At 69.8% G+C, this 21,087-nt stretch carries 21 protein-coding genes; 14 read left to right on the top strand and 7 right to left on the bottom strand.

The genetic code is table 11. The features are described 5' to 3' along the window. Positions 1-26: 26 nt before the first annotated feature. Positions 27-884 (bottom strand): cell envelope integrity EipB family protein, encoded by an 858-nt coding sequence (locus AB8P05_RS04425; protein WP_472758967.1) that lies wholly within the window; start codon positions 882-884, stop codon positions 27-29. A 109-nt stretch (positions 885-993) separates the two neighbouring features. On the opposite strand from AB8P05_RS04425, the gene AB8P05_RS04420 reads away from it, so the two are divergent. From AB8P05_RS04420 to arfB, 13 genes are all read left to right on the top strand, one after another. Next, positions 994-1,995: a 2-hydroxyacid dehydrogenase gene (locus AB8P05_RS04420; protein WP_472758966.1), complete on the top strand. Its 1,002-nt coding sequence runs from the start codon at positions 994-996 to the stop codon at positions 1,993-1,995. Between the two features lie 242 nt (positions 1,996-2,237). Next, positions 2,238-2,972 carry a GGDEF domain-containing protein gene (locus AB8P05_RS04415; RefSeq protein WP_472758965.1) on the top strand — a complete coding sequence of 245 codons (735 nt, stop codon included), beginning with the start codon at positions 2,238-2,240 and terminating at the stop codon, positions 2,970-2,972. A 286-nt stretch (positions 2,973-3,258) separates the two neighbouring features. Then, entirely contained in the window at positions 3,259-3,666 is a 408-nt protein-coding gene (locus tag AB8P05_RS04410; protein ID WP_472758964.1) for a response regulator, read from the top strand. Between the two features lie 42 nt (positions 3,667-3,708). Further along, the gene (locus AB8P05_RS04405) at positions 3,709-5,103 is read left to right on the top strand and encodes a PleD family two-component system response regulator (protein ID WP_472758963.1); all 1,395 of its coding nucleotides are present in this window, start codon (positions 3,709-3,711) and stop codon (positions 5,101-5,103) included. 102 nt (positions 5,104-5,205) lie between these two features. After that, a complete protein-coding gene (locus AB8P05_RS04400; RefSeq protein ID WP_472758962.1) occupies positions 5,206-5,871 on the top strand; it encodes a phosphatase PAP2 family protein in 666 nt (221 codons plus the stop codon). A gap of 511 nt (positions 5,872-6,382) precedes the next feature. Further along, positions 6,383-7,027 (top strand): hypothetical protein, encoded by a 645-nt coding sequence (locus AB8P05_RS04395; RefSeq protein WP_472758961.1) that lies wholly within the window; start codon positions 6,383-6,385, stop codon positions 7,025-7,027. Positions 7,028-7,203: 176 nt separating this feature from the next. Beyond that, positions 7,204-9,573, top strand: coding sequence for a DEAD/DEAH box helicase (locus AB8P05_RS04390; protein WP_472759309.1), 2,370 nt, complete (start codon positions 7,204-7,206; stop codon positions 9,571-9,573). Positions 9,574-9,684: 111 nt separating this feature from the next. Continuing rightward, a complete protein-coding gene (locus tag AB8P05_RS04385) occupies positions 9,685-11,235 on the top strand; it encodes a tetratricopeptide repeat protein (RefSeq protein WP_472758960.1) in 1,551 nt (516 codons plus the stop codon). Between the two features lie 78 nt (positions 11,236-11,313). After that, complete coding sequence (locus tag AB8P05_RS04380) at positions 11,314-12,198, top strand: helix-turn-helix domain-containing protein (RefSeq protein WP_472758959.1); 885 nt, start codon at positions 11,314-11,316, stop codon at positions 12,196-12,198. A 10-nt stretch (positions 12,199-12,208) separates the two neighbouring features. Then, positions 12,209-12,943 carry an AzlC family ABC transporter permease gene (locus AB8P05_RS04375; protein ID WP_472758958.1) on the top strand — a complete coding sequence of 245 codons (735 nt, stop codon included), beginning with the start codon at positions 12,209-12,211 and terminating at the stop codon, positions 12,941-12,943. Continuing rightward, positions 12,936-13,244, top strand: coding sequence for an AzlD family protein (locus AB8P05_RS04370; RefSeq protein WP_472758957.1), 309 nt, complete (start codon positions 12,936-12,938; stop codon positions 13,242-13,244). Before AB8P05_RS04375 ends, AB8P05_RS04370 begins: the two co-directional genes overlap by 8 nt. Positions 13,245-13,300: 56 nt before the next feature. Then, complete coding sequence (rsmA, locus tag AB8P05_RS04365; RefSeq protein ID WP_472758956.1) at positions 13,301-14,185, top strand: 16S rRNA (adenine(1518)-N(6)/adenine(1519)-N(6))-dimethyltransferase RsmA; 885 nt, start codon at positions 13,301-13,303, stop codon at positions 14,183-14,185. Further along, entirely contained in the window at positions 14,182-14,601 is a 420-nt protein-coding gene (arfB, locus tag AB8P05_RS04360; protein ID WP_472758955.1) for an alternative ribosome rescue aminoacyl-tRNA hydrolase ArfB, read from the top strand. Before rsmA ends, arfB begins: the two co-directional genes overlap by 4 nt. Positions 14,602-14,611: 10 nt before the next feature. Here the strand turns inward: arfB and AB8P05_RS04355 are convergent, their stop codons facing one another. Further along, a complete protein-coding gene (locus tag AB8P05_RS04355; protein ID WP_472758954.1) occupies positions 14,612-14,956 on the bottom strand; it encodes an HVO_A0114 family putative DNA-binding protein in 345 nt (114 codons plus the stop codon). Then, complete coding sequence (locus AB8P05_RS04350; protein ID WP_472758953.1) at positions 14,953-15,246, bottom strand: toxin-antitoxin system TumE family protein; 294 nt, start codon at positions 15,244-15,246, stop codon at positions 14,953-14,955. Before AB8P05_RS04350 ends, AB8P05_RS04355 begins: the two co-directional genes overlap by 4 nt. Positions 15,247-15,456: 210 nt before the next feature. Between AB8P05_RS04350 and AB8P05_RS04345 the strand changes: the two genes are divergently transcribed. After that, a complete protein-coding gene (locus tag AB8P05_RS04345) occupies positions 15,457-16,695 on the top strand; it encodes an MFS transporter (RefSeq protein ID WP_472758952.1) in 1,239 nt (412 codons plus the stop codon). Positions 16,696-16,717: 22 nt separating this feature from the next. Here AB8P05_RS04345 and AB8P05_RS04340 read toward each other — a convergent pair whose 3' ends face one another. From AB8P05_RS04340 to AB8P05_RS04325, 4 genes are all read right to left on the bottom strand, one after another. Continuing rightward, the gene (locus AB8P05_RS04340; protein ID WP_472758951.1) at positions 16,718-18,013 is read right to left on the bottom strand and encodes an O-acetylhomoserine aminocarboxypropyltransferase; all 1,296 of its coding nucleotides are present in this window, start codon (positions 18,011-18,013) and stop codon (positions 16,718-16,720) included. A 21-nt stretch (positions 18,014-18,034) separates the two neighbouring features. Next, positions 18,035-18,571 carry a CoA-binding protein gene (locus AB8P05_RS04335; RefSeq protein WP_472758950.1) on the bottom strand — a complete coding sequence of 179 codons (537 nt, stop codon included), beginning with the start codon at positions 18,569-18,571 and terminating at the stop codon, positions 18,035-18,037. Further along, complete coding sequence (locus AB8P05_RS04330; RefSeq protein WP_472758949.1) at positions 18,568-19,386, bottom strand: enoyl-CoA hydratase; 819 nt, start codon at positions 19,384-19,386, stop codon at positions 18,568-18,570. Before AB8P05_RS04330 ends, AB8P05_RS04335 begins: the two co-directional genes overlap by 4 nt. 214 nt (positions 19,387-19,600) lie before the next feature. Beyond that, the gene (locus tag AB8P05_RS04325; protein WP_472758948.1) at positions 19,601-20,989 is read right to left on the bottom strand and encodes a tetratricopeptide repeat protein; all 1,389 of its coding nucleotides are present in this window, start codon (positions 20,987-20,989) and stop codon (positions 19,601-19,603) included. Positions 20,990-21,087 lie beyond the last annotated feature (98 nt).

Raw genomic sequence — 21,087 nt, 5'->3', positions numbered from 1 at the left:
GTGATTGTCACGGGGACGGCGCCCGGTCAGCACCCCGACTTGGGCAGCGCCTCGATCTTCTCCAGCACGGCGTTGACGGTGAAATCGCCGTAGTCGATCTGCATGGACTCGGCGATGCCGTTCTCCAGCAGGCGCAGGCTCATCTCATATTCCGGCTGGGCCGAATCGCTCTGCAGGGGGAAGAAGGCCATGCGGACCGGCCAGGACTTCTCCACCTTCAGCAGTGGATCCTTGCCGGATTCCTTCGGTGCGCCCGGCTTGCCGGCGACGGTCGACACCTCGGTCGGCCCCTCGGCGTCAGAACCGTCGAAGATGGTCCGGGTGAAGAAGGGCTCGTTCCGCTCGGCATGGTCGAGGATCGCCAGCGTATGGGCGGTGGGGAACATGGTTCCGGCCGGCAGCTCCATCTCCTGCGGTTCCGGCTTGGTGAACTGGGCGGTGCCGGCGCCGTCGGCCTGCAGGTTGGCCTCGCCGCGCACCTCCTCGTCCAGCTCGCCGTTCACCAGCTTGCGGACGTTGAAGCGGTAGCGCAGGCCGTTCTTCGCCTCCCACGTCGTATAGTTGGTGTTCATCGCCATGTCGTCGCCCTCGCTGTAGACGAAGCGCAGCTGGAAGCGCTGCTCCGTCGTCCAGCCGTCGCAGGCGTCGGCCCATTCGAACATCATGCGGCCGCGGACGTCGCTGACCTTCGACCCGTTGCGCGCCGATCCCAGCGACATGGCGTAGATCGCCCGGTGCGGCTGGATCTTGGCCGCGACCGCCGCCATCGAGGTGGCGGCCGGCTGTGCCAGGACGGGAGTGGCCGCGAGGAGCGCACCGGCGGTGACGGCGGTGGCGAGGACCGTGCCGACGGTCGCCGGCAGGGCAGAGAGACGGTCGAGCAAGACGGGATCCACAGGTGATTGACGGCTCTGGGTGAAGTATGGGTGTTTTTGCCGCGGTCCGAAAGAGCCGCCACCCTTGATTCCTAATCAATGGAAGGGAACAGCCGGAATGACAAGCCCTGCCGAGACCCCGCCGGACGGCGCCGCCCGCCCGGTGCTGCTGCTGACCCGCCGCCTTCCCGACGCGGTGGAAGCGCGGGCGTCGCGCGATTACCGGGCGGTCCTGAACCCGGACGACCGGGCCTTCAGCGGGGCGGAGATCGCCGCCCGCGCCGCGGAGGCCGGGGCCGACGCCGTCCTGTGCTGTGCCGGCGACCGGCTCGACGCCGCCGCCATCGCCGCCCTGCCGGAGCGGGTGCGGGTGCTGGCGACCTTCTCCGTCGGGACCGACCATATCGACCTGGAGGCGGCGCGCGCTCGCGGCCTGACCGTTACCAACACGCCCGACGTGCTGACCGACGCCACCGCCGACATCGCTCTGCTCCTGCTGCTGGGGGCGGCGCGCCGCGCCTCGGAGGGGGAGCGGTTGATCCGGGCGAACGCCTGGACCGGCTGGACCCCGACCCAATTGATGGGCACCCATGTCGGGGGCAAGCGGCTGGGCATCGTCGGCATGGGCCGCATCGGGCAGGCGGTGGCCGCCCGCGCCCGCGCCTTCGGCATGGCGATCCACTATAGCAACCGCCGCCGCCTGCCTCCGGACCTGGAACTGGGCGCCACCTACCATGCCGACCCGGAGGAGATGCTGGCAGTCTGCGACGTGTTGTCGCTGCATTTCCCCGCCACGGCGGAGACCCGCCATTGGCTGAACGCCGAGCGGATCGGGCGGATGCCGCCGGGGGCGATCCTGGTCAACACCGCCCGCGGCAGCGTGGTGGACGACGAGGCGGTGATCGGCGCCCTGAAGAGCGGACGGCTGGCGGCGGCCGGGCTCGACGTGTTCGAGAACGAGCCGAACCTGCATCCCGGCTACCGCGACCTGCCCAACGCCTTCCTGCTGCCGCATCTGGGCAGTGCCACGGTGGAGACGCGCAACGCCATGGGCTTCAAGGCTCTGGACAACATCGACGCGGTGACGTCCGGCCGCCCGGCGCCCGACCGGGTGGTGTGAGGCGCCGGCCGGGCCGGCGTTGCGGAATGCCGCCCGGCAGGGATTTCCTGCCTCGAAAGAGCGGCGGTGGGCAGAAGATGCCGGTCGGGTGGGAAAGACGCTCCATGCCCGGCCGGTGATCGGCAGGCACAATTCGCCGGAAATCGATAAAATGCTTTGTATCTGCGGGGTGCGGCGGGTTGGCACAGCGGTTGCTTAGGTGAGGTCGAAGTGTTCCGACCTTCATCAGAGGAGCCGACCCCATGAACGCCATCGTCGCCGCCCTGGACCTGAAGCATCATGCCTCCGACCGTTTCGACGTGCCGGCCGGCTGGTCTCCGGTTGCGCTGGCCTCGCGCGTCGGGCTTCTGCGGGGGACCGAGCGCCAGACGCTGGACGAGACGATCGGCCTGCTTGCCGAGGCCAAGGAAACCATCGCCGAGCTGCAGGAGCGCATCGCCTACCTCGAAAGCCTGACGATGACGGACGAGCTGACCGGTCTGCTGAACCGGCGCGGCTTCTACAGCCACTTCCGCCGCGAGCTGGCATCCGCCCGTCGCAACGGGTCCGCCGGCGGACTGCTGGTCATGATCGACCTGGACGGGTTCAAGGCGATCAACGACACCCACGGCCATGTCGCAGGCGACGCCTATCTGCGGCAGGTCGCGCGGATGATCGTCGGCAACGTCCGCCAGGAGGACGTGGTCGCCCGGCTGGGCGGCGACGAGTTCGCCGTGCTGCTGACCAACACCGACACCGCCAGCGGCCTTGCCCGCGCCCGCCAGCTGGCGGCCATCGCCGACGCCACCCATGTGGAATGGGGCGGGCACAGCTTGCCGGTCCGCTTCTCCGTCGGCACCCAGCCCTATGGCGCCGAGGACAACGAGGACGAGGTGATGCGCCGCGCCGACGCCATGATGTACGGCGCCAAGGGCGCCCGCCGCCGCGACGCCAAGCGCAAAGGCGAGGTCAAGCGCAAGGTCAGGCGCGCCGCCTGAGGCGCGGTTCCCCATCCGGCCATTGCTGGATCGGAAAACACCGGACCGTATCCAAGACCGCCCGCGCCCGCCGCGGGCGGTTTTTCCTGTCCGGACAGGGCGATCGACGGTATCAGGGGTGCCTTCCATTGGTCGGGTAACGACTATTTAACCGTCGCGACCTAATCAGAAAGGGGGTATACCGGAGTGCGATGCCGCACGCGCGCCCGTCGCCCGATGGTCGAACGGCAGGCGCATCCGGGTAACGGACGGCGTGACGGCGGGGGCCAGACCCAGGGGAGGATGCATGTCAGCGGAGCCGGGCGGTCCATCCTTGGCCGGTGGTAATCCGACGAAGACCGTCCTCATCGTCGAGGACAACGAGCTGAACATGAAGCTCTTTCATGACCTGCTCGAAGCGCACGGCTACGGCACCCTGCAGACCCGCGACGGCATGGACGCGATGCGGCTGGCCCGCCGGCACCGTCCCGATCTGATCCTGATGGACATCCAGCTGCCCGAGGTATCGGGGCTGGAGGTCACCCGTTGGATCAAGGACGATCCGGACCTGAAATCGATCCCAGTCGTGGCCGTTACCGCCTTCGCGATGAAGGGCGACGAGGAAAAGATCCGTCAGGGTGGCTGCGAAGATTATGTGGCAAAGCCCATTTCAGTCGTGAAGTTCCTCGAAACCGTTAAGAAGTTTCTTGGGTAAGTCGGTTTTCTCTGTAGCAATTCTGCAGGAATTTGCCTTCCGATGTCCGCGCGTGTCCTTGTCGTCGATGACGTTCTGCCCAATGTGAAGCTGCTCGCGGCGAAGCTGACGCGCGAGTACTTCAATGTGCTGACGGCGTACAACGGGCCGGACGCGCTGGAGATGGTGCGCCGGGAATCGCCGGACATCGTCCTGCTGGACGTGATGATGCCGGGCATGGACGGGTTCGAGGTGTGCGAGAAGATCCGCTCCGATCCCGCGACCATGCACATCCCCATCGTGATGGTGACGGCGCTGTCAGACATCGCCGACCGCGTGCGCGGGCTGGAGGCCGGGGCCGACGATTTCCTGACCAAGCCGGTGAACGACATCGCGCTGTTCGCGCGCGTGCGCTCCCTGGTCCGCCTGAAGATGATGATGGACGAATGGCGCCTGCGCGAAAGCACGTCCGGCCAGTTCGGCGTCATCGAACGCAGCGGCACCATGCTGAGCGAATCCTTCGAGCACGCCAACGTGCTGGTGCTTGAGGACTCCGTTCTCGACCTGGAAAAGGTGACGGAGACGCTGCGGCGCGACCACGGCACGGTGATGTCCGCCGACACCTGCGCCAAGGCGCTGGAACGCGCGCTGGGCGGCGATCTGGACCTCGTGGTGGTCAGCCTGACCCTGCTGAACGAGGACGGGCTGCGGCTCTGTTCGCAGCTGCGCTCGCATGAGCGGACGCGGCAGGTGCCCATCCTGCTGATGGTGGACGAGGGCGACCTGGGTCAGGTGGCCAAGGGCCTGGAACTCGGCGCCAACGACTATGTGGTCAAGCCGGTCGACCGGAACGAGCTGCTGGCCCGCGCCCGCACCCAGATCCGGCGCAAGCGCTATCAGGAACGGCTGCGCTCGAACTACGAGCAGAGCCTGTCGATGGCGCTGACCGACAGCCTGACCGGCGTCTTCAACCGCCGTTACGTCAACGCCCATCTGCCGCGGCTGCTGGAACGCGCCATCGACAGCCACAAGCCGGTGTCGGTGCTGATGTTCGACATCGACCATTTCAAGGTCGTCAACGACACCTACGGCCACGCCATCGGCGACGAGGTGCTGCGCGAGGTCTCCGCCCGCGCCAGCCGCAACCTGCGCACCTTCGATCTGGTCGCCCGGCTGGGCGGCGAGGAGTTCGTCGTCATCTTGCCGGACACCGACGGGGAAGCGGCGCTGATCGTCGCCGAGCGCCTGCGCTCGCGCATCGCCGACACCCCCTTCGCCGTGTCGGCCGACCGCGGCGAGATCAACGTGACCGTCTCCATCGGCATCTCCATCGGCGGCCGGCTGGGCGACACCGCCGAAGGGCTGGTCCGCCGTGCCGACGAAGCGCTGTACGAGGCGAAGCGGTCAGGCCGCAACTGCGTCATCGCCGACGCGCGCGCCGATCAGGTGGAGGGGTAGGGGGACGGCCCGTCCGTAGCCCTTTTTCGTCCCCTTGCTGTCCGTGCTGCGCCGCACCATCTGGCAAAGCCGTTCCTTTCCACCGGCATCCACGGGGACCCGATGTTCGCCACCGCCAGCGGCGCCATCACCCATCTGGGCAGCAGCAGCCTTCTCGTTCCGCTTTCCGCCCTCTATGCGACCGCGCTGTGGCGGCACCATTCGGCGCCGCTGGCGCTGCGTTGGCTGCTGGCGCTGTCGCTCTGCCTCGGCGCCATGGTGGTGCTGAAGCTGGTGGGGCACGGCTGCGGCCTGCCGGACTTTCCGCTGTTCCCCTCGCTGTTCGCCGGCGACCGTTTCGTCAGCCCCAGCGGGCATGCCGCCTTCGCCGCGGTCTTCTACGGGTCGGTGGCGGCGCTGGCGGCGCGCGACGCCGGCTCCGTCTGGCTCAGGGTCGGGCTGCCGCTGGCGGCGGTGGCGCTGGTGCTGGCCATCGGCGCGTCCCGCGTCGCCGTGTCTGCTCATTCGGGGGCGGAGGTGGTGGCCGGGCTGCTGATCGGCGGCCTGTCGGTCCTGCTGTTCCTGTGGACCAGCCGGAAGGACGGTGCACCGCGGCTGCGCATCTCGCCCTGGCTGCTGGGGGCGCTGGCGCTCGGCCTTGCCCTGCTGGTCCATGCCGGCGACCCGTCCTTCGTCGAGGGGACCATCCGCCGCGTGGCCTATCATCTCGGAAGCGGCGCCGGACTGTGCGAGCTGGCCGGCCGGGTCTTCCCGGGTGCCCGCGGATAAGCCACCAATCGGGATGAAGCCGGCGGCGTCCTGTGGTATGACGGGCGGTCGCGCATCACCCGGAGGCTTGGGCCCCCGGAAGCCCGGCACCCCCGCAAGCTTGAGCCAGGGGGCTTGCGTCCCGCGGCGCAAGAGCCTATACCGACGCCCCGTTTCCGTTCCGTTCCGGACAGGTCACTTCCGCACCGCATGTCGCTTTTCGATGCCCTGCCGCGTGGCCCTTCGGGGGCGCCGCCGTCCCCTTCGCCCAGGAGGACCTGACGCGCGTCTTCGATGCCAAGACGCTGCAGCGCGGCCGCACGCTGATGATGACCGGCGCGGTGACGCTGGGGCCACCCGGCGGCGACCGGATCAAGGCGGAGGTCAGCGACCTCGGCCGCCGGCTGGGGGTGACGGTCTATCCGGTGCAGGGCAAGCGCGGTGTCGTGCTCGACCGCAGCTGCACCTGCGGCCGCAACGCCTGCGCCCACATGGCGGCGGCGGCGATGCTTGCGTTGGAGAGCCGCCCGGAATGGCGCCGCGCCTCCCTGTTCGACGTCGCCGACGTGAAGGCGCCGCTGGCGCCGCCTCCGCCGCCCCCGCCTCCGCCGTCCATGCCGGCTGCCGCGCCGGTGAGCCTCCCGCCGACCCTGCAGCCGAAGCCGCCTGCCGCACCGTCGGCACCCCCGGCACCCAAACCCCCGCTGTCCCTGGTCCGCCCGCCGGTCCCGCCGCCGATCCGCAACGTCGCGCCTCCCCTCCTGCGCCAGCCCCGCAGAGGCCGGAGCCGGCGCGCAGCCTGCGCTGGACGCTGGAGCCGGGGCAGGGCGACGTCGCCTGCTACATCCTGGCGGAGTTCGCGGCGGAGGGTTCGGCCGACGCCAGCCCCGCCACGCCGCGCGATGTGCTGGCCAAGGCCCCACGCTCGCTGGACGGCGACGCCGACCGCGCCATCGCCCGGCTGCTCGGCGGCGGCGGGACCGAGCGCACCCCCGTCGCCAAAAGCCGGGGGAGGCGGTGGATCGCCTGCTGCGCCGCCTGCTCTCCACCGGGCGGCTGCGCTGGCGCGACGGCACCCCGCTGGCCGAGGCGCCGGGCCGCACCGTCCGCGCCTTCCGCGACCCCGCCACCCGCAAACTGCGCCCGACCGGCCTGCCCGAACGCAGCGTGCTGGTGAAGGGCCAGTCCTATTGGTGCGTGGACAGCGCCACCGGCACCGTCTTCCCGGTCGATCTCCAGGTGGTGGAGGTGCCGAAGGCCAAGTCGGTGCCGCCGGCCCCGGTCCCGCCGCCGGTTCCGTCCAAAGCGACGCCGTCCCGCCTGTTCGGCCCGTCGCGCGGTTCCGTCGCGTCGATGCCGCGCATCACGGCGCCGCCGTCGGCCCCGGGTTCCAGCTTCCGCGACAACGCCATTCCCGGCGTGCGCAGCGGTGCGGCCGACGCCGCGGCCATCGTCGAGCGCTCCCCCCGCATCATCGCCCGGCTGGGCCGCGTGGTGACGCCGGCCGACGGGCTGGTCGACGTGCTGCGCCTGTCCTTCGACTATGGCGAGCCCGGCCGGCCGGTGGAGATCGAGCCCGACGACCAGCGCCAGTTCGCCCGTTACGAGGATGATTTCGGCGACGTCACCTTCGTCCGCCGCGACAAGGCTGACGAGCAGGGGGCGCTGGACCGTCTGTCCGGTCTCGGCTTCGCCCAGGCGCGGATCGAGCCGCCGAAGGGCGCCTTGAACGCCCGCGGCTCGCGCGTCCACTGGCTGACCGGCCGCGACGTGGAGGAGCGCTGGCAGCATTTCCTCACCACCGAGGTCCCGGCCCTGACCAAGGCCGGCTGGGTGGTGGAGGTCGGCGCCGATTTCGGCACCAAGGTGATCGAGCCGGGCGCCGAGGTGGAGGTCGCGGTGCGCGACGCCGGCGACGGCTGGTTCGACCTGGATGTCGGTGTCGAGATCGACGGCGAGCGCCAGCCGCTGCTGCCCATCCTGGCCCGGCTGGTGGAGAAGGGCGGCCTGTCGACCACCCGCATCATCGACGGGCGCGCCCACATCGTTCTCGATGACGGCAACGTCCTGGCCCTGCCGGCCGAGCGGATCGAGCGGCTGCTGAGCGTTCTCGAAGCCATGCTGGACAGCGGGCGCAGCAGCGGCGACCGGCTGAAGGTTCCGCTGGCCGAAGCCGACTCCCTGCTGGACATCGACGACCTGATCGCCCGGCGCGGCGACGAGACGGCGCAGATCGACGGCTATCTGCAGCGCCTGCGCGCCGACGAGGTTCCCGGCGATATGACGCCGCCGCCGGGCTTCCGCGGCGAGCTGCGCGATTACCAGCGCGCCGGGCTGGCCTGGATGCAGAGCCTGCGTGCCAACAACGTCGCCGGCATCCTGGCCGACGACATGGGGCTGGGCAAGACCGCCCAGACGCTGGCCCACATCGCCATGGAAGAGCATGAGGGCCGGCTGACCGAGCCCTGCATGGTGGTGGTGCCGACCAGCCTCGTGCCCAACTGGACGGCGGAGGCGGAGCGCTTCACCCCGCATCTGCGGGTCGTGGTGCTGCACGGCGTCGACCGCCACGGCAAGCTGGCCGACATCGACCGCGCCCACATCGTGGTGACCACCTACGGTGTGGTGGCGCGCGACGTCGACCTGCTGAAGCGGCTGACCTGGCACATGCTCGTCCTGGACGAGGCGCAGGCGATCAAGAACCCCGACGGCAAGGCGACCCGCGCGGTGGCGGCGCTGCCGGCGCGGCACCGGCTCTGCCTGTCCGGCACGCCGGTGGAGAACAATCTGGGCGAGCTGTGGAGCCAGTTCGCCTTCCTGATGCCGGGCCTGCTGGGCGACCGCAAGGAGTTCGGCAAGCGCTACCGCGTGCCGATCGAGAAGCGCGGCGACAACACCCGCGCCAACCTGCTGATGCGCCGCATCCGCCCCTTCCTGCTCCGCCGCACCAAGGAGGCGGTGGCGAAGGAGCTGCCGCCGAAGACCGAGGTGGTGGTGCGCATCGACCTCGACCGCGACCAGCGCGACCTGTACGAGACCATCCGCCTGTCGGTGAACGAGACGGTGCGCGCCGCGCTGGCCGCCAGCGGCAAGGGGCTGGGCCAGAACGCCATCGCGGTGATCGACGCGCTTCTGAAGCTGCGGCAGGTCTGCTGCGACCCGCGCCTGCTGAAATCCGTCGCGGCGATGGGCGGCAAAACACGCCAGAGCGCCAAGTTGCACGCCCTGACCGAGATGGTGAAGGAGATGGTGCCGGAAGGCCGGCGCATCCTGATCTTCTCGCAGTTCACCACCATGCTGGACCTCATCAAGCTGGAGCTGGAGAAGGCCGCCGTCCCCTATGTGGAGCTGACCGGCCGCACGCTGGACCGCGCCGAGCCGGTGAACCGCTTCCAGAACCGCGAGGTCCCGGTCTTCCTCATCAGCCTGAAGGCCGGCGGGCGCGGCCTGAACCTGACCGCGGCCGACACGGTGATCCATTACGATCCCTGGTGGAACCCGGCGGCCGAGGATCAGGCCACCGACCGCGCCTATCGCATCGGCCAGGACAAGCCGGTCTTCGTCTACAAGCTGATCGCCGCCAACACGGTGGAGGAACGCATCCTCGACCTGCAGCGCCGCAAGGGCAGCCTGTCCGCCGCCACCATCGAGGGCAAGGGGCTGGTCAGCGCGCTCGACGGCGGCGACATCGACTATCTGCTGGGCGACGGCGAGGAGGAGTAGGCGTCTGCGCGGCCTTGGCCGATAGGCAGCGGATTGCGGCTGTGCGACAGTGTGCGCCGCTGTTTTCGGCCGTTCCGCCCGTCATTGTCCGGGATGTGTTTGGGGAGTGTCATGGCCTCGATTCAGGAAGCCTTGCGGGTCGCTGTCGACCACCACGGGGCCGGGCGGCTGCGGGAGGCGGAAATCCTCTATGGCCGCATCCTCGACGCCGCTCCCGACACAGCCGCCGCTTCCCATCTGCTGGGCATGCTGCTGGCGCAGACCGGTCGTCTGGAGGACGCGGCGACACGCATCGCCGATGCGGTGCGGGGCCAGCCGGACATCGCCGACTACCACCGCGACCTCGGCAAAGTCCATCAGGCGCTCGGGCTGCCTGTGCAGGCCATGGCCGGCCAGCGCCGCGCCGCCGCCCTGCGGCCGGGCGACGCGGCGGCCCTCGCCCTCCTCGGCGTGGCGGCGCAGATGACGGGCGACACCGGCGCCGCCATCGATGCGCTGGACCGGGCGTTGACGCTCGACCAGCAAGACGGCGAGACCCGGCGACGGCTGGGCCTGTTGCTGGAGCTGCGCGGCCTCGACCATCTGGAGCAGCGGCGGGCGGAGCCGGCGGTCGCCGATCTGTCGCGCCTGAACGCCTTGGAACCGCCGACGGCGGAGCGGCTGTTCCAACTCGGCAACGCCCTGTCACGCGCCGGGCGGCCCGGCGATGCGCTGGCCCGTTACCGGCGGTCGCTGGCGCTGCAACCCGACCATGTCGGGGCGGTCTTCAACCTCGGCGTCGTCACCCGGCAGGTGGCCGGGCTCGATCTGGCGGCGCTGGAGCAGGCGGCGGCGATTCTGGGCCGGGCGGCGGCGCTGGCACCCGATTTCCTCGACGCCCGCGAGAACCTCGCCATCACCCTCTTCCAGTCCTACCGGGAGGAGGAGGCGCTGGCCGAGGGCGACAGGCTCCTCGCGATGAAAAAGCGGATCGCGGCGCAGGAAGGCGCGGCGCTCGCCCTGCCGCCGCTTCGCGAGCGCCCGGCCGCTCCGGAGGGCCGCATCCGCGACGTGGTCGCCTTCAGCCTATGGGGGACGGCCGACATCTACCGCCGCGGCGCGGTGGAGAATGCCCGGCTGGTGCGGTCGGTCTATCCCGGCTGGACCTGCCGGATTTACCACGACGACAGCGTGCCGCCGGAGATTCTGGCGGAGCTGGACGAACTGGGGGCGGAACGGGTGGCGATGCCGCCCGGCAGCGGCCCGGTCAGCGGCCTCTACTGGCGCTTCCTGGCTTCCGACGATCCGACCGTCCGCCGTTTCGTCTGCCGCGATTGCGATTCGCGCGTCGGTCCGCGCGAATGGGCGGCGGTGGAGGCATGGATCGCCTCGGGCAAGCCCTTCCACGTCATGCGCGACCACCCGCTGCACAGCGAATTGATGCTGGCCGGCATGTGGGGCGGGACCGCCGGTCTGCTGCCGCCGCTGGCGCCGCTGGTCGAGCGCTTCGCTGCGGTGGAAGCCGACCGCTGGCAGGACCAGCGCTTCCTCCGCTCCCACCTGTGGCCATTGATCGCCGATGCGTGTCTTGTCCATGACAGCCACCAGCCGGGCCACGGCGTCCCCTTCCCCGACCATACCGGCAACCCGGCGGAGCATGCCGTCGGCCGACGCATAGCCTAGGCCGCAATCCGGTCCCGGCAATCCTGTCCCCGCAATCCTGTCCAAGACGACCGCCGTCCCCGCCTGTTAGACTGCGGCATGGACCAGCAATCCGCATTGATGCAGGCACCGGCCGCCGGCGGCGATTTCGCCCGGCTGTGGCGGGAAGCGCGCTTCGACGGCATGGAATGCCTGAACGCCCGCTTCCAGCGCCACAGCTACGCGCCGCACACCCACGAGACCTATGTGGTCGGCGTCATCACCGCCGGGACCGAGCTGTACCGCTGCCGCGGCACCGAACGGGTGGCGCGGGCGGGGCAGGTGGTGGTGCTCGACCCGGAGGTCCTGCATGACGGCCGTCCGGCGGAGGACGGCTATGCCTACCGCATGTTCTACCCGTCGGTGGCCCTGTTCGAGCAGGCGATGGCCGACGCGCTGGGCCGGACCGTCACGCCGCATTTCGCCGCCACCGAACTGGACGACCCGGCGCTGTTCCAGGCCCTGCGCGGCCTGCATCATGGGCTGGAGGGACCACATCGCGAGGCGCTGCGCACCGACACGGACGCGCTGCGCGCCTTCACCGCGCTGGCCCTGCGCCACGGCGACCTGACGGTGCGTCCACGGGATGCGGGGCGGGAGCCGGCGGCGGTCCGCCGCGCGCGGGAGTATCTGGACGCCCATCTCGACAGTCCGGTGGAACTGGCCGATCTGGCCGAGGCGGCGGGGCTCAGCCGCTTCCATCTGCTGCGCGTGTTCCGCGCGGCGGTGGGAACGACCCCGCACGGCTACCTGACCGACCGGCGGGTCGCCCGGGCCAAGCGGCTGCTTGCCGGGCCTTTGCCGCTCGCCGACGTGGCGCTGGCCTGCGGCTTCTGCGATCAGGCGCATTTCAACCGGGTGTTCAAGGGGCGGGTCGGCGTCTCCCCCGGCCAATACCGGCGCGGCAGCAATCCCGTCCAAGACGCCGCCGCCGCGGCCGCCTAGCTTGCCGCGCATGAGCATGGACAGCATCACCATCCCGGCATCCCCGCGACAGGAGTTCGCGGCGGGCGTCGTCCATTGCCTGCCCATCGTGGCGGGCGCGGTTCCCTTCGGCTTCCTGCTGGGCAGCCTCGCCGCCAAGGCCGGCCTGTCGGCGCTGGACATGGGGCTGATGAGCGCCCTGGTCTTCGCCGGCAGCTCCCAGTTCGTCGCCGTCGAGCTTCTGGACAAAAATGGGAGCGGGGGCACCGCCGGTCTGGCCGTGGTCGGCGCGATCCTGCTGGTCAACCTGCGCCACCTGCTGATGGGGGCGACGCTGGAGCCGCGCTTCCGCGGCATCCCCCGCGCGCGGGCCGGTCTGGCGCTGTTCTTCATGACCGACGAGCAATGGGCGCTGGCCCTGCGCCGCGGGCCGGAACTGACGCTGGCCTATTGGTACGGGGTGGCGGCGACGCTCTATCTGGCGTGGCTCGCCAGCACGGTGGCCGGCACGCTGGCCGGCGCCCTGATCGCCGACCCGACCGCCTGGGGGCTGGATTTCACCTTCATCGCCGTCTTCCTCTGTCTGCTTGCCGGATTCTGGCAGGGAGCCGGCTCGCTGCCGCCCTGGCTGGCGAGTGCTGCCGCCGCGCTGGCCGTGCATGCGCTGTCGCCCGGCGGCACCTGGCACATCATCGCCGGTGCGCTGGCCGGCGGCGCCGTCGCCGCGGTTCAGGCCAAGTGGCAGGGGAGGGCGGGCGATGCTTGAGTCGCTGCATCTGGACTGGAGCATCCTCGCCATCGCACTGGGCGGGGCGCTGGTCACCTGGATGACCCGGATCGGCGGGCCGTGGCTGGTGGCGCGGGTGCGGCTCGGCCCGGCGGCCAATGCGGCGCTGGAAGCCACGCCGGGCGCGGTGCTGGTGGCGCTGGTGGCGCCCGCCGCCCTGTCGCGCCCGTCCGACGCGCTGGCCGCCGCCTTCGTCTGCCTGATCGCCCGGCGCGTGCCGATGGTGGTGGCGGTGGCGGCCGGCGTGGCCACCGTCGTGCTGCTGCGCCGCCTGCTGTAGCAACTGTTGCAAACTGCCGTCTGGTGAAGCGCGCGGGGGATGCCTATAAGTCGGGGATGACCGACCCGATCTCCGCCCCTGCCGCGCCCGCCGCTTTCGACCCGCATGCCCTGCCGCCGCTGCGCGACGTGATCGCGCGCTTCGGGCTGGAGGCGCGCAAGGCGCTGGGGCAGAACTTCCTGCTCGACCTGAATTTGACGGGACGGATCGCGCGCTCGGCCAACCTTCCGGCCGGCACCACCGCCATCGAGGTCGGCCCCGGTCCCGGCGGCCTGACCCGCGCGCTGTTGGCGACCAACGCGGTCAAGGTGATCGCCATCGAACGCGACCGCCGCTTCATCGAGGCGCTGCAGGACGTCATCGAGGCATCGCAGGGCCGGCTGAGCATCGTGGAGGCCGACGCCCTGACGGTGGACCCGGAGGACCTCGCCCCCGCGCCGCGCGCCATCGTCGCCAACCTTCCCTACAACGTCGCGACGCCGCTTCTGCTCGGCTGGCTGGCGCGCATCGACGCCTATGTCAGCCTGACGCTGATGTTCCAGAAGGAGGTCGCCGACCGGCTGGTGGCGAAGCCGGGCAGCAAGGCCTATGGCCGGCTGTCGGTCATCACCCAATGGCGCTCCGACGCCCGCGTGCTGTTCAACCTGCCGCCGCGCGCCTTCACCCCGCCGCCGAAGGTCGAATCGACGGTCGTCCACCTCACCCCGCGGGCCAATCCGGAGCCGGCCGACTGGCGCGCGCTGGAGCAGGTCACCGCCGCCGCCTTCGGCCAGCGCCGCAAGATGCTGCGCCAGAGCCTGAAGTCGCTGGGCAACGCCGAGGCGCTGCTGGAGGAGACCGGCATCGCCCCGACCGCGCGGGCGGAGGAGATCGACGTCGCCGGCTTCGCGGCACTCGCCCGCGCCTTCCGCGCCCGCCACCCGCTGGAGAGTCCGGCATGATCCGGGTCAACCCCCGCATCAGCCTGGACGAAAGCGAGCTGCAGGAGGAGTTCGTCCGCGCCTCCGGCCCCGGCGGCCAGCATGTCAACAAGACGGAGACGGCGGTCCAACTGCGCTTCGACGTGCGCCGCTCGCCCAACCTTCCCGACCCGGTGCGCCACCGGCTGGAGCGGCTGGCCGGCTCCCGCCTGACCCAGGACGGCGTGCTGATCCTGGTGGCCGACCGCTACCGTTCGCAGATGCGCAACCGCGAGGACGCCCGCGAACGCCTGATCGACCTGATCCGCGAAGCCGCCGCCCCTCCGCCGCCGCCCCGCCGCCCGACCAAACCGACCAAGGGTTCCAAGGAGCGGCGGCTGGAAGGCAAGGCCAAGCGGTCGGAGGTGAAGAAGATGCGCGGGAACGTTCACGACTGAGCATTGCCGGTCAGAGCGCCATCTTCATCTCGACATCGTCGTATTCGACGCGCAATCCATCCTGATCGTCGATCAGACCGGCCTCGACCAGCGCCGTCACATCCAGGTGGACGTTGCGATAATCGCGGCCCAGCGCTCCGGCAAGCGCCCGGATGCTCGCGGTGGGATTGCGGTGCAGATACCGAAGGATTTCCAGCCGCTTCGGCGTCAGGATCCGGGCCATCCCCTCGAAGGACTCGAAGGTGATGTGGTGTTCCCGGACGGTCTCCCCCGCTTCATGGCGGCGGAGAGCATCCTTGATCGCAGCCGCCTCGGCATGGAGATCGACACCGATGTGGATCTGAAGCGTCGTCATAATCTTCCCTCCCTGACCGCGGCAACATCGGTGAAGAACTCGTCGATCAACCGCTCGATGGTTTCGAACCGAACCGGCACTTCCTGACCCCGGATGTGCTTGTGGTCGCCCTTGCCCTTCTCGTTGTCGTACCCGACGATCCGCTCGCCGTGCCTGCCGTAGAACAGGCTGTATTTGTACCGGTGTTCCGACGGCGGCACCGGAGCCGCAACCGACCAGACCCGCACTTGTACGATGCTACCGTCGTCGTAGACGGTCTTGCGGGAAAGGATGAGCGCGGCTTTATGCATGCTTCAATATAGGTCGCCCCCGCGATGTGGTGAAGACACATATGGCAGTTCACCACATCAGGCTGCTCGCTGCAGCTCTCCGACTCCATGCAGCATGCCCGCCATGAGGCAGGCGCATTGGACGGTTCAACCATCCCGTGCCAGCCTTTGCTCTTCGCTTGCCCGTGAAACATTCCCCCGCGAGGACAAATCCGGGGCCGGAGACGTTCGATGAGCCATCCATCCGCCAGCGCCCTGCCGTCGCCGACCTCGGCCCGGCTGTCCGTCGGCTTCGCCTGGGTCGGGCACACGCTGATGCACATCGTGTCGGCGCTGTTCCTCACCATCGTTCTGGCGCTGGAGACCGAATGGAAGCTCTCCTATGACGAGCTGATCCGGCTGTGGACGCTGGGCGCCTTCATGATCGGGCTGGGGGCGCCGCTGGCCGGCTGGCTGGGCGACCGCTGGAGTTCGGCCGGCATGATGGCCGTCTTCTACCTGATGACCGGCGGCGGGGCGGTGCTGGCCGGGCTGTCGAACGGGCCGGAGATGCTGATGTGGTCGCTGGCCCTGCTGGGGCTGGGGGCGTCGATCTACCACCCCGTCGGCATGGCCTGGATGATGGCGAATGCGGAGAATCGCGGCAAGGCGATGGGCTGGCTCGGCCTGTTCGGCACCTTCGGCGTCGCCACCGCCGCGGTGGTCGCCGGCAGCCTGACGGAATGGCTGAACTGGCGCATGGCCTTCATCATCCCCGGCGCGCTCTGCCTCGTGATGGGCGCCGCCCTGGCCCTGCTCATCATGAGCGGCATCGTCCAGGACCGCCACGCCGACGTGAAGCCGCAGCCCAAGCCGTCGCGCGGCGACGTGGTGCGCGCCTTCTTCGTGCTGTCGCTGACCATGGTCTGCGCCGGGCTGATCTTCAACGCCATGCAGGTCGTGCTGCCCAAGCTGTTCGAGGCGCGTCTGGGCGGCTGGCTCGGCGGCGGAACGCTGGGGGTCGGCGGGCTGGTGACGGCGGTCTACCTGATCTCCGCCCTGCCGCAGATGATCGGCGGCGTGCTGGCCGACCGCCATTCGCTCAAAAGGGTTTACATGCTCTGCCTGCTGGCCCAGATCCCGCTGATGGCGGCGGTCGCGGTGCTGGCCGACCTGCCGCTGGTGGCCGCCGCCGCCCTGGTCGTCATCGCCTCGCAGACGCAGATTCCGGCGGAGAACATGCTGCTGGCCCGCTACACCCCGGACAAGCACCGCGGTCTGGCCTTCGGCGCCAAATACATCCTGTCCTTCGGCGCAGGCCCGCTGGCGGTCCAGCTGGTCGCCTGGGTCTATGAGCGCACCGGCGAGTTCACCATGCTCTACCTGACCCTGTCGGCGCTGGCCGCCCTGGCCTTCGCCGCCGCCCTGCTGCTGCCCGACGACCGCCGCAAGGCCGAGCCGGTGGCGGAGCCCCTGCCGGCGGCGGAGTGACCCCGCCGCCGGACCGAGAGCCTTACGCAATCGTCTTGTTCAGCGCCTGATCCAGGTCGGCGATGATGTCCTCCGGCGTCTCCAGCCCGATGGACAGGCGGATCACCTCGGGGCCGGCGCCGGCCGAGGCCTGGGCCTCCGCCGACAGCTGGCGGTGGGTGGTCGAGGACGGGTGGATGATCAGCGACCGGGCATCGCCGATGTTGGCGAGGTGGCTGAACAGTTCCACGCTCTCCACCACCTTCACGCCGGCCTCGAAGCCGCCCTTGACGCCGAAGGTCAGAACCGCACCGGCGCCGCGCGGCAGGTACTTCTGCGCGAGCGCGTGGTACTTCGACGATTCCAGCCCGGCATAGCTGACCCAGCCCACCGCGGGGTGGCTTTCCAGGAACCGGGCCACCTTCAGCGCGCTGTCGGCGTGGCGCTGCATGCGCAGCGGCAGCGTCTCGATGCCGTTCAGCGTCAGGAAGGCGTTCATCGGCGCCTGGCTCGGCCCCAGATCGCGCAGGCCGACGGCATGGCCGTGGATGGTGAAGGCCAGATGGCCGAAGGTCTCATGGAAGCGCAGGCCGTGATAGCCAGGGTCGGGCTCGCTCAGCGCCGGGAACTTGCCGGACTTGCTCCAGTCGAACTTGCCGCTGTCCACCACCACGCCGCCGACCGAGGTGCCGTTGCCGGACAGGAACTTGGTGGTCGAATGCACCACCAGCGTGGCGCCCCACTGGATCGGGTTGATGAGGTAGGGCGTCGCCAGCGTGTTGTCGACGATCAGCGGGATGCCGGCCTCGTCGGCGATCTTCGCGATGGCCTCGATGTCGGTCACCACGCCGCCGGGGTTGGCAAGGCTTTCCACGAAGATCGCCTTGGTCTTCTCGGTCAGCGCCGCCTTGACGGTGTTCACGTCGTCGGTGTCGACGAAGCTCGGCTGCCAGCCGAAGGCACGCGGGAAGCTGATGCCGAGCTGGTTCAGCGAGCCGCCATAGAGCTTCTTCGACGCGACGATGTGGTCGCCCGGCGCCATCAGCGGGAACAGGGCGAGCAGCTGGGCCGCGTGGCCGGACGAAGTCGCGGTGGCGCCGGCGCCGCCCTCCAGGTTCGCCAGACGCTCCTCCAGCACCGCCACCGTCGGGTTGGTCAGGCGGGAATAGATGAAGCCGACCTTTTGCAGGTTGAACAGCGAGGCGGCGTCGTCGACATCCTCGAAGACGAAGCTGGTGGTCTGGTAGATCGGCGTCTGCCGCGCGCCGGTCGCCGGGTCGGGAGCGGCGCCGGCATGGATGGCGCGGGTCTCGAATCCGAAGCTCTTCTGCTCAGTCATCTGCGTGGTTCCCCCAGTTTTTCAGATCAGCTTTTTGAACGATTTCGTCGGCGCCATGCGGCGCGTCACCAGCACATTGGAATTGACCCCGATCCGGCCGATCTCGCCGTACAGGCGCTGGATCTCCATCTTGGGGCAGCGGTCCATCACCACGGTCAGGCCGGCGGCCTGCGCCCGCGCCGCGGCCTCGTCGTTGCGCACGCCCAGCTGCATCCACACCACCTTGGCCCCGGCGGCGATGGCCTCGTCCGTCACCCCGCCGGCGGCGGCGGAGTTGCGGAAGACGTCCACCATGTCCGGCGGCTCCGGTAACTCCTTCAGGCTGGCGTAGACGGGCAGGCCGAGAATGGTCTGCCCGGCCATCTTCGGGTTGACCGGGATCACCGTGTAGCCCTTGTCGCGCAGATACTTCATCACGAAGAAGCTGGCCTTCACCGGATCGGCGCTGGCCCCAACCACGGCGATGCTCTTCGCGTTTTCCAGGACGGTGCGCAGGAAGACGTCGGTGTAGCCGGCCGGATCGGTGACCTTGATCTCGCTCGTCTTGAGGTCGGTCATCGGCCGCACCAGACCGGCGTCCGCTTGCCCAGGAAGGCGTCGATGCCCTCGGCGGCGTCCTGCGCCATCATGTTCTCGGTCATCACCCGGGCGGCATAGGCATAGGCCCCTTCCGCGTCCAGTTCGATCTGGCGGTAGAAGGCCTCCTTGCCGGTGGCGAGCGTCAGCGGCGACTTCGACGCGATCTTGGCTGCGACGCCGTCCACCACCTCGTCCAGCTGGTCGGCGGGAACCGCGCGGTTGACGAGGCCGATGCGCTCCGCCTCCTCGGCGTCGATCAGGTCGCCCAGCAGCAGCATCTCCATCGCCGCCTTGCGCCCGACCGCGCGGGTCAGCGCCACCATCGGCGTCGAGCAGAACAGCCCGATATTCACCCCCGGCGTGGCGAAACGCGCGTCCTCTTCGCAATAGGCGAGGTCGCAGGTCGCCACCAGCTGGCAGCCGGCGGCGGTCGCCACGCCGCGCACCTTGGCGATCACCGGCTGGCGGATGCGGTTGATCGTCAGCATCAGGCGGGAGCACTGGGTGAACAGCGCTTCGTACAGCTCGCGCGACGGGGCAGCGCGCATCTCCTTCAGGTCATGCCCGGCGCAGAAGGCCCCGCCGGCCCCGGCCAGCACCACGGCGCGGACGGAACGATCCTCGTTTATGGCGTCCAGCGCGTCCTGCAGCGCCGCCATCAGCCCCACCGACAGCGCGTTGCGCGCCTTTGGCCGGTTCAGCGTCAGCGTGGCGACCCCATCGCGGTCCTGGCGCAGGACCATCGGGGCATCCTGCGGGGCATGGGGCTCATGTGTGGAAACCGCGGCGCTCATGGTCGTTGTCCTCCCGTATTGCTTGGGTTGCGCAGCGCCGGCAGCTTAACGCGCCCGGCCTGCGGGTAACACGGGGAACCTGCGGGCCGGGTGGAATGAGACGACAGCCGGCGAAAGAGTTCAACGGAAAAATCTGCTATAACTGAAATTAAATCTACTTCACAAATAGGGAATTTGGCCGCCGATGTGGCACAGACCGTCGCGGCAGGGATGGTCAGATCGAGAAGTGAAGGCGTCCGGCGATGTAGCTCAGGCCGGCTTCGACCATGTCGCCGGCTTGGACCGTCCGGTCGCTCGTCAGGAACTGCAGGGCCTGCTGCCAATGGCGCGACTCCGACCCGGGGGCGGTGGACAGCACCGTCCGGTCGTCGATGTGCAGTTCGAACCAGAAGGCGATGGCGTGCAGGGCACCGTCGGCGGCAATGGAGAGGCGGGCGGAGCCGACCGGACCATGCGCGGGCGGATTGCGCAGGTCGATCCAGCAGACATCGGTCGGCGGCCCCAGAGGCCGGTGCGGCAGGTCGTTCAAGGCCAGCACCATGTAGGAGGGGTTGCGATACGCCTCCAGCCGGGACAGGTCGAAGCCGGCGATGGTGCCGACCGGGTTCACGCTGCGCAGGGCCGGGCATTCGATCGGCATCGCCTTGATGACCGCGCCTTGCGGCAGGATCGCGGCGCCGGGCTTCACCAGGGATCGCGCGGCCTTGGCGACGCTTGCCGCGGCCCCCTCGCCCAGCAGTCCGGCGTCGAGGATTTCGGAGATCAGCAGATCGGCCGGTTCGGGAAGATCGAGTCCGACGCGCAGTTCCGACGACCGCTTGTTGATGATGGTGATCCGGTCCGACAGTCCGTTATCGGCCACGATCCCCCGCGCAAGCTCCGCCAGCGGCCGCGACAGTTCGCAGCTGTAGACATGGGCGGCGCCGGCCCTCGCGGCCATCAGGGCGAGCAGGCCGGCACCGGTGCCGATCTCCAGAACGATCATGCCGGGCTTCACCGCCGCGCCGATCGCACGCTGGTAGGCGGCATTGCGGGCCTGATCGGCCAGCATGGTGAAATGCCAGGCCGGAAACTGACGGCCGAGCACGAGGCGAAGATCGAGTTGCGCCGCCTGGAGAGACGGATCGACGGCCAGCGCCCGGCGGTATCCCGCGGTTGCGGCATCCATCCGGTGCCGGTCCTTCTCGACGGACGCGAGGCTGTACCATGCCTCGGCATCGCCCGGCGTCAGCGCAAGCGTCCGGCGGTAGCCGGCCGACGCGGCCTCCAGGCTGCCCGATTCGTGATGAAGGCCGGCGCGGTTGAAGTGGGCCTCCGCCAAATCCGGGGCCTTGCGGACCAGATCGTCGAGGAGCGCAATGGCGCCGTCCACCGCGCCGGATCGCGACAGGGCCATGGCGGCGCGAAGGGTCGAGCCGAAGGAGTCCGGGACCAGACGGGCGACCCGCAGGAAGGTGACGGCGGCCTCCGCCGGCCGGTCGGCTTCCAGCAGTTCGGCCGTGGCATGAAGCGCCGCGGCATGGGCGGGCGACAGCGGCAGGCAGGCGCGGAAGCTGTCCAGCGCCTCTCCCCGCGCCCGAGCCGGCGCAGCAGAACGCCGCAATTGAACGCCGTCTCTTCCTTCAGCGGGTCGAGACGGCCACTGCGGCGGGCAAGCGCCAGCGCTTCGGCCGGATCGGCGGTCATGGCGGCGAGATTGCC

The organism is Azospirillum sp. VT-I1 (assembly GCF_055698305.1).
The sequence above is the reverse complement of the archived record's forward strand: the minus strand, read 5'-3'. Positions and strand labels throughout refer to the sequence as shown.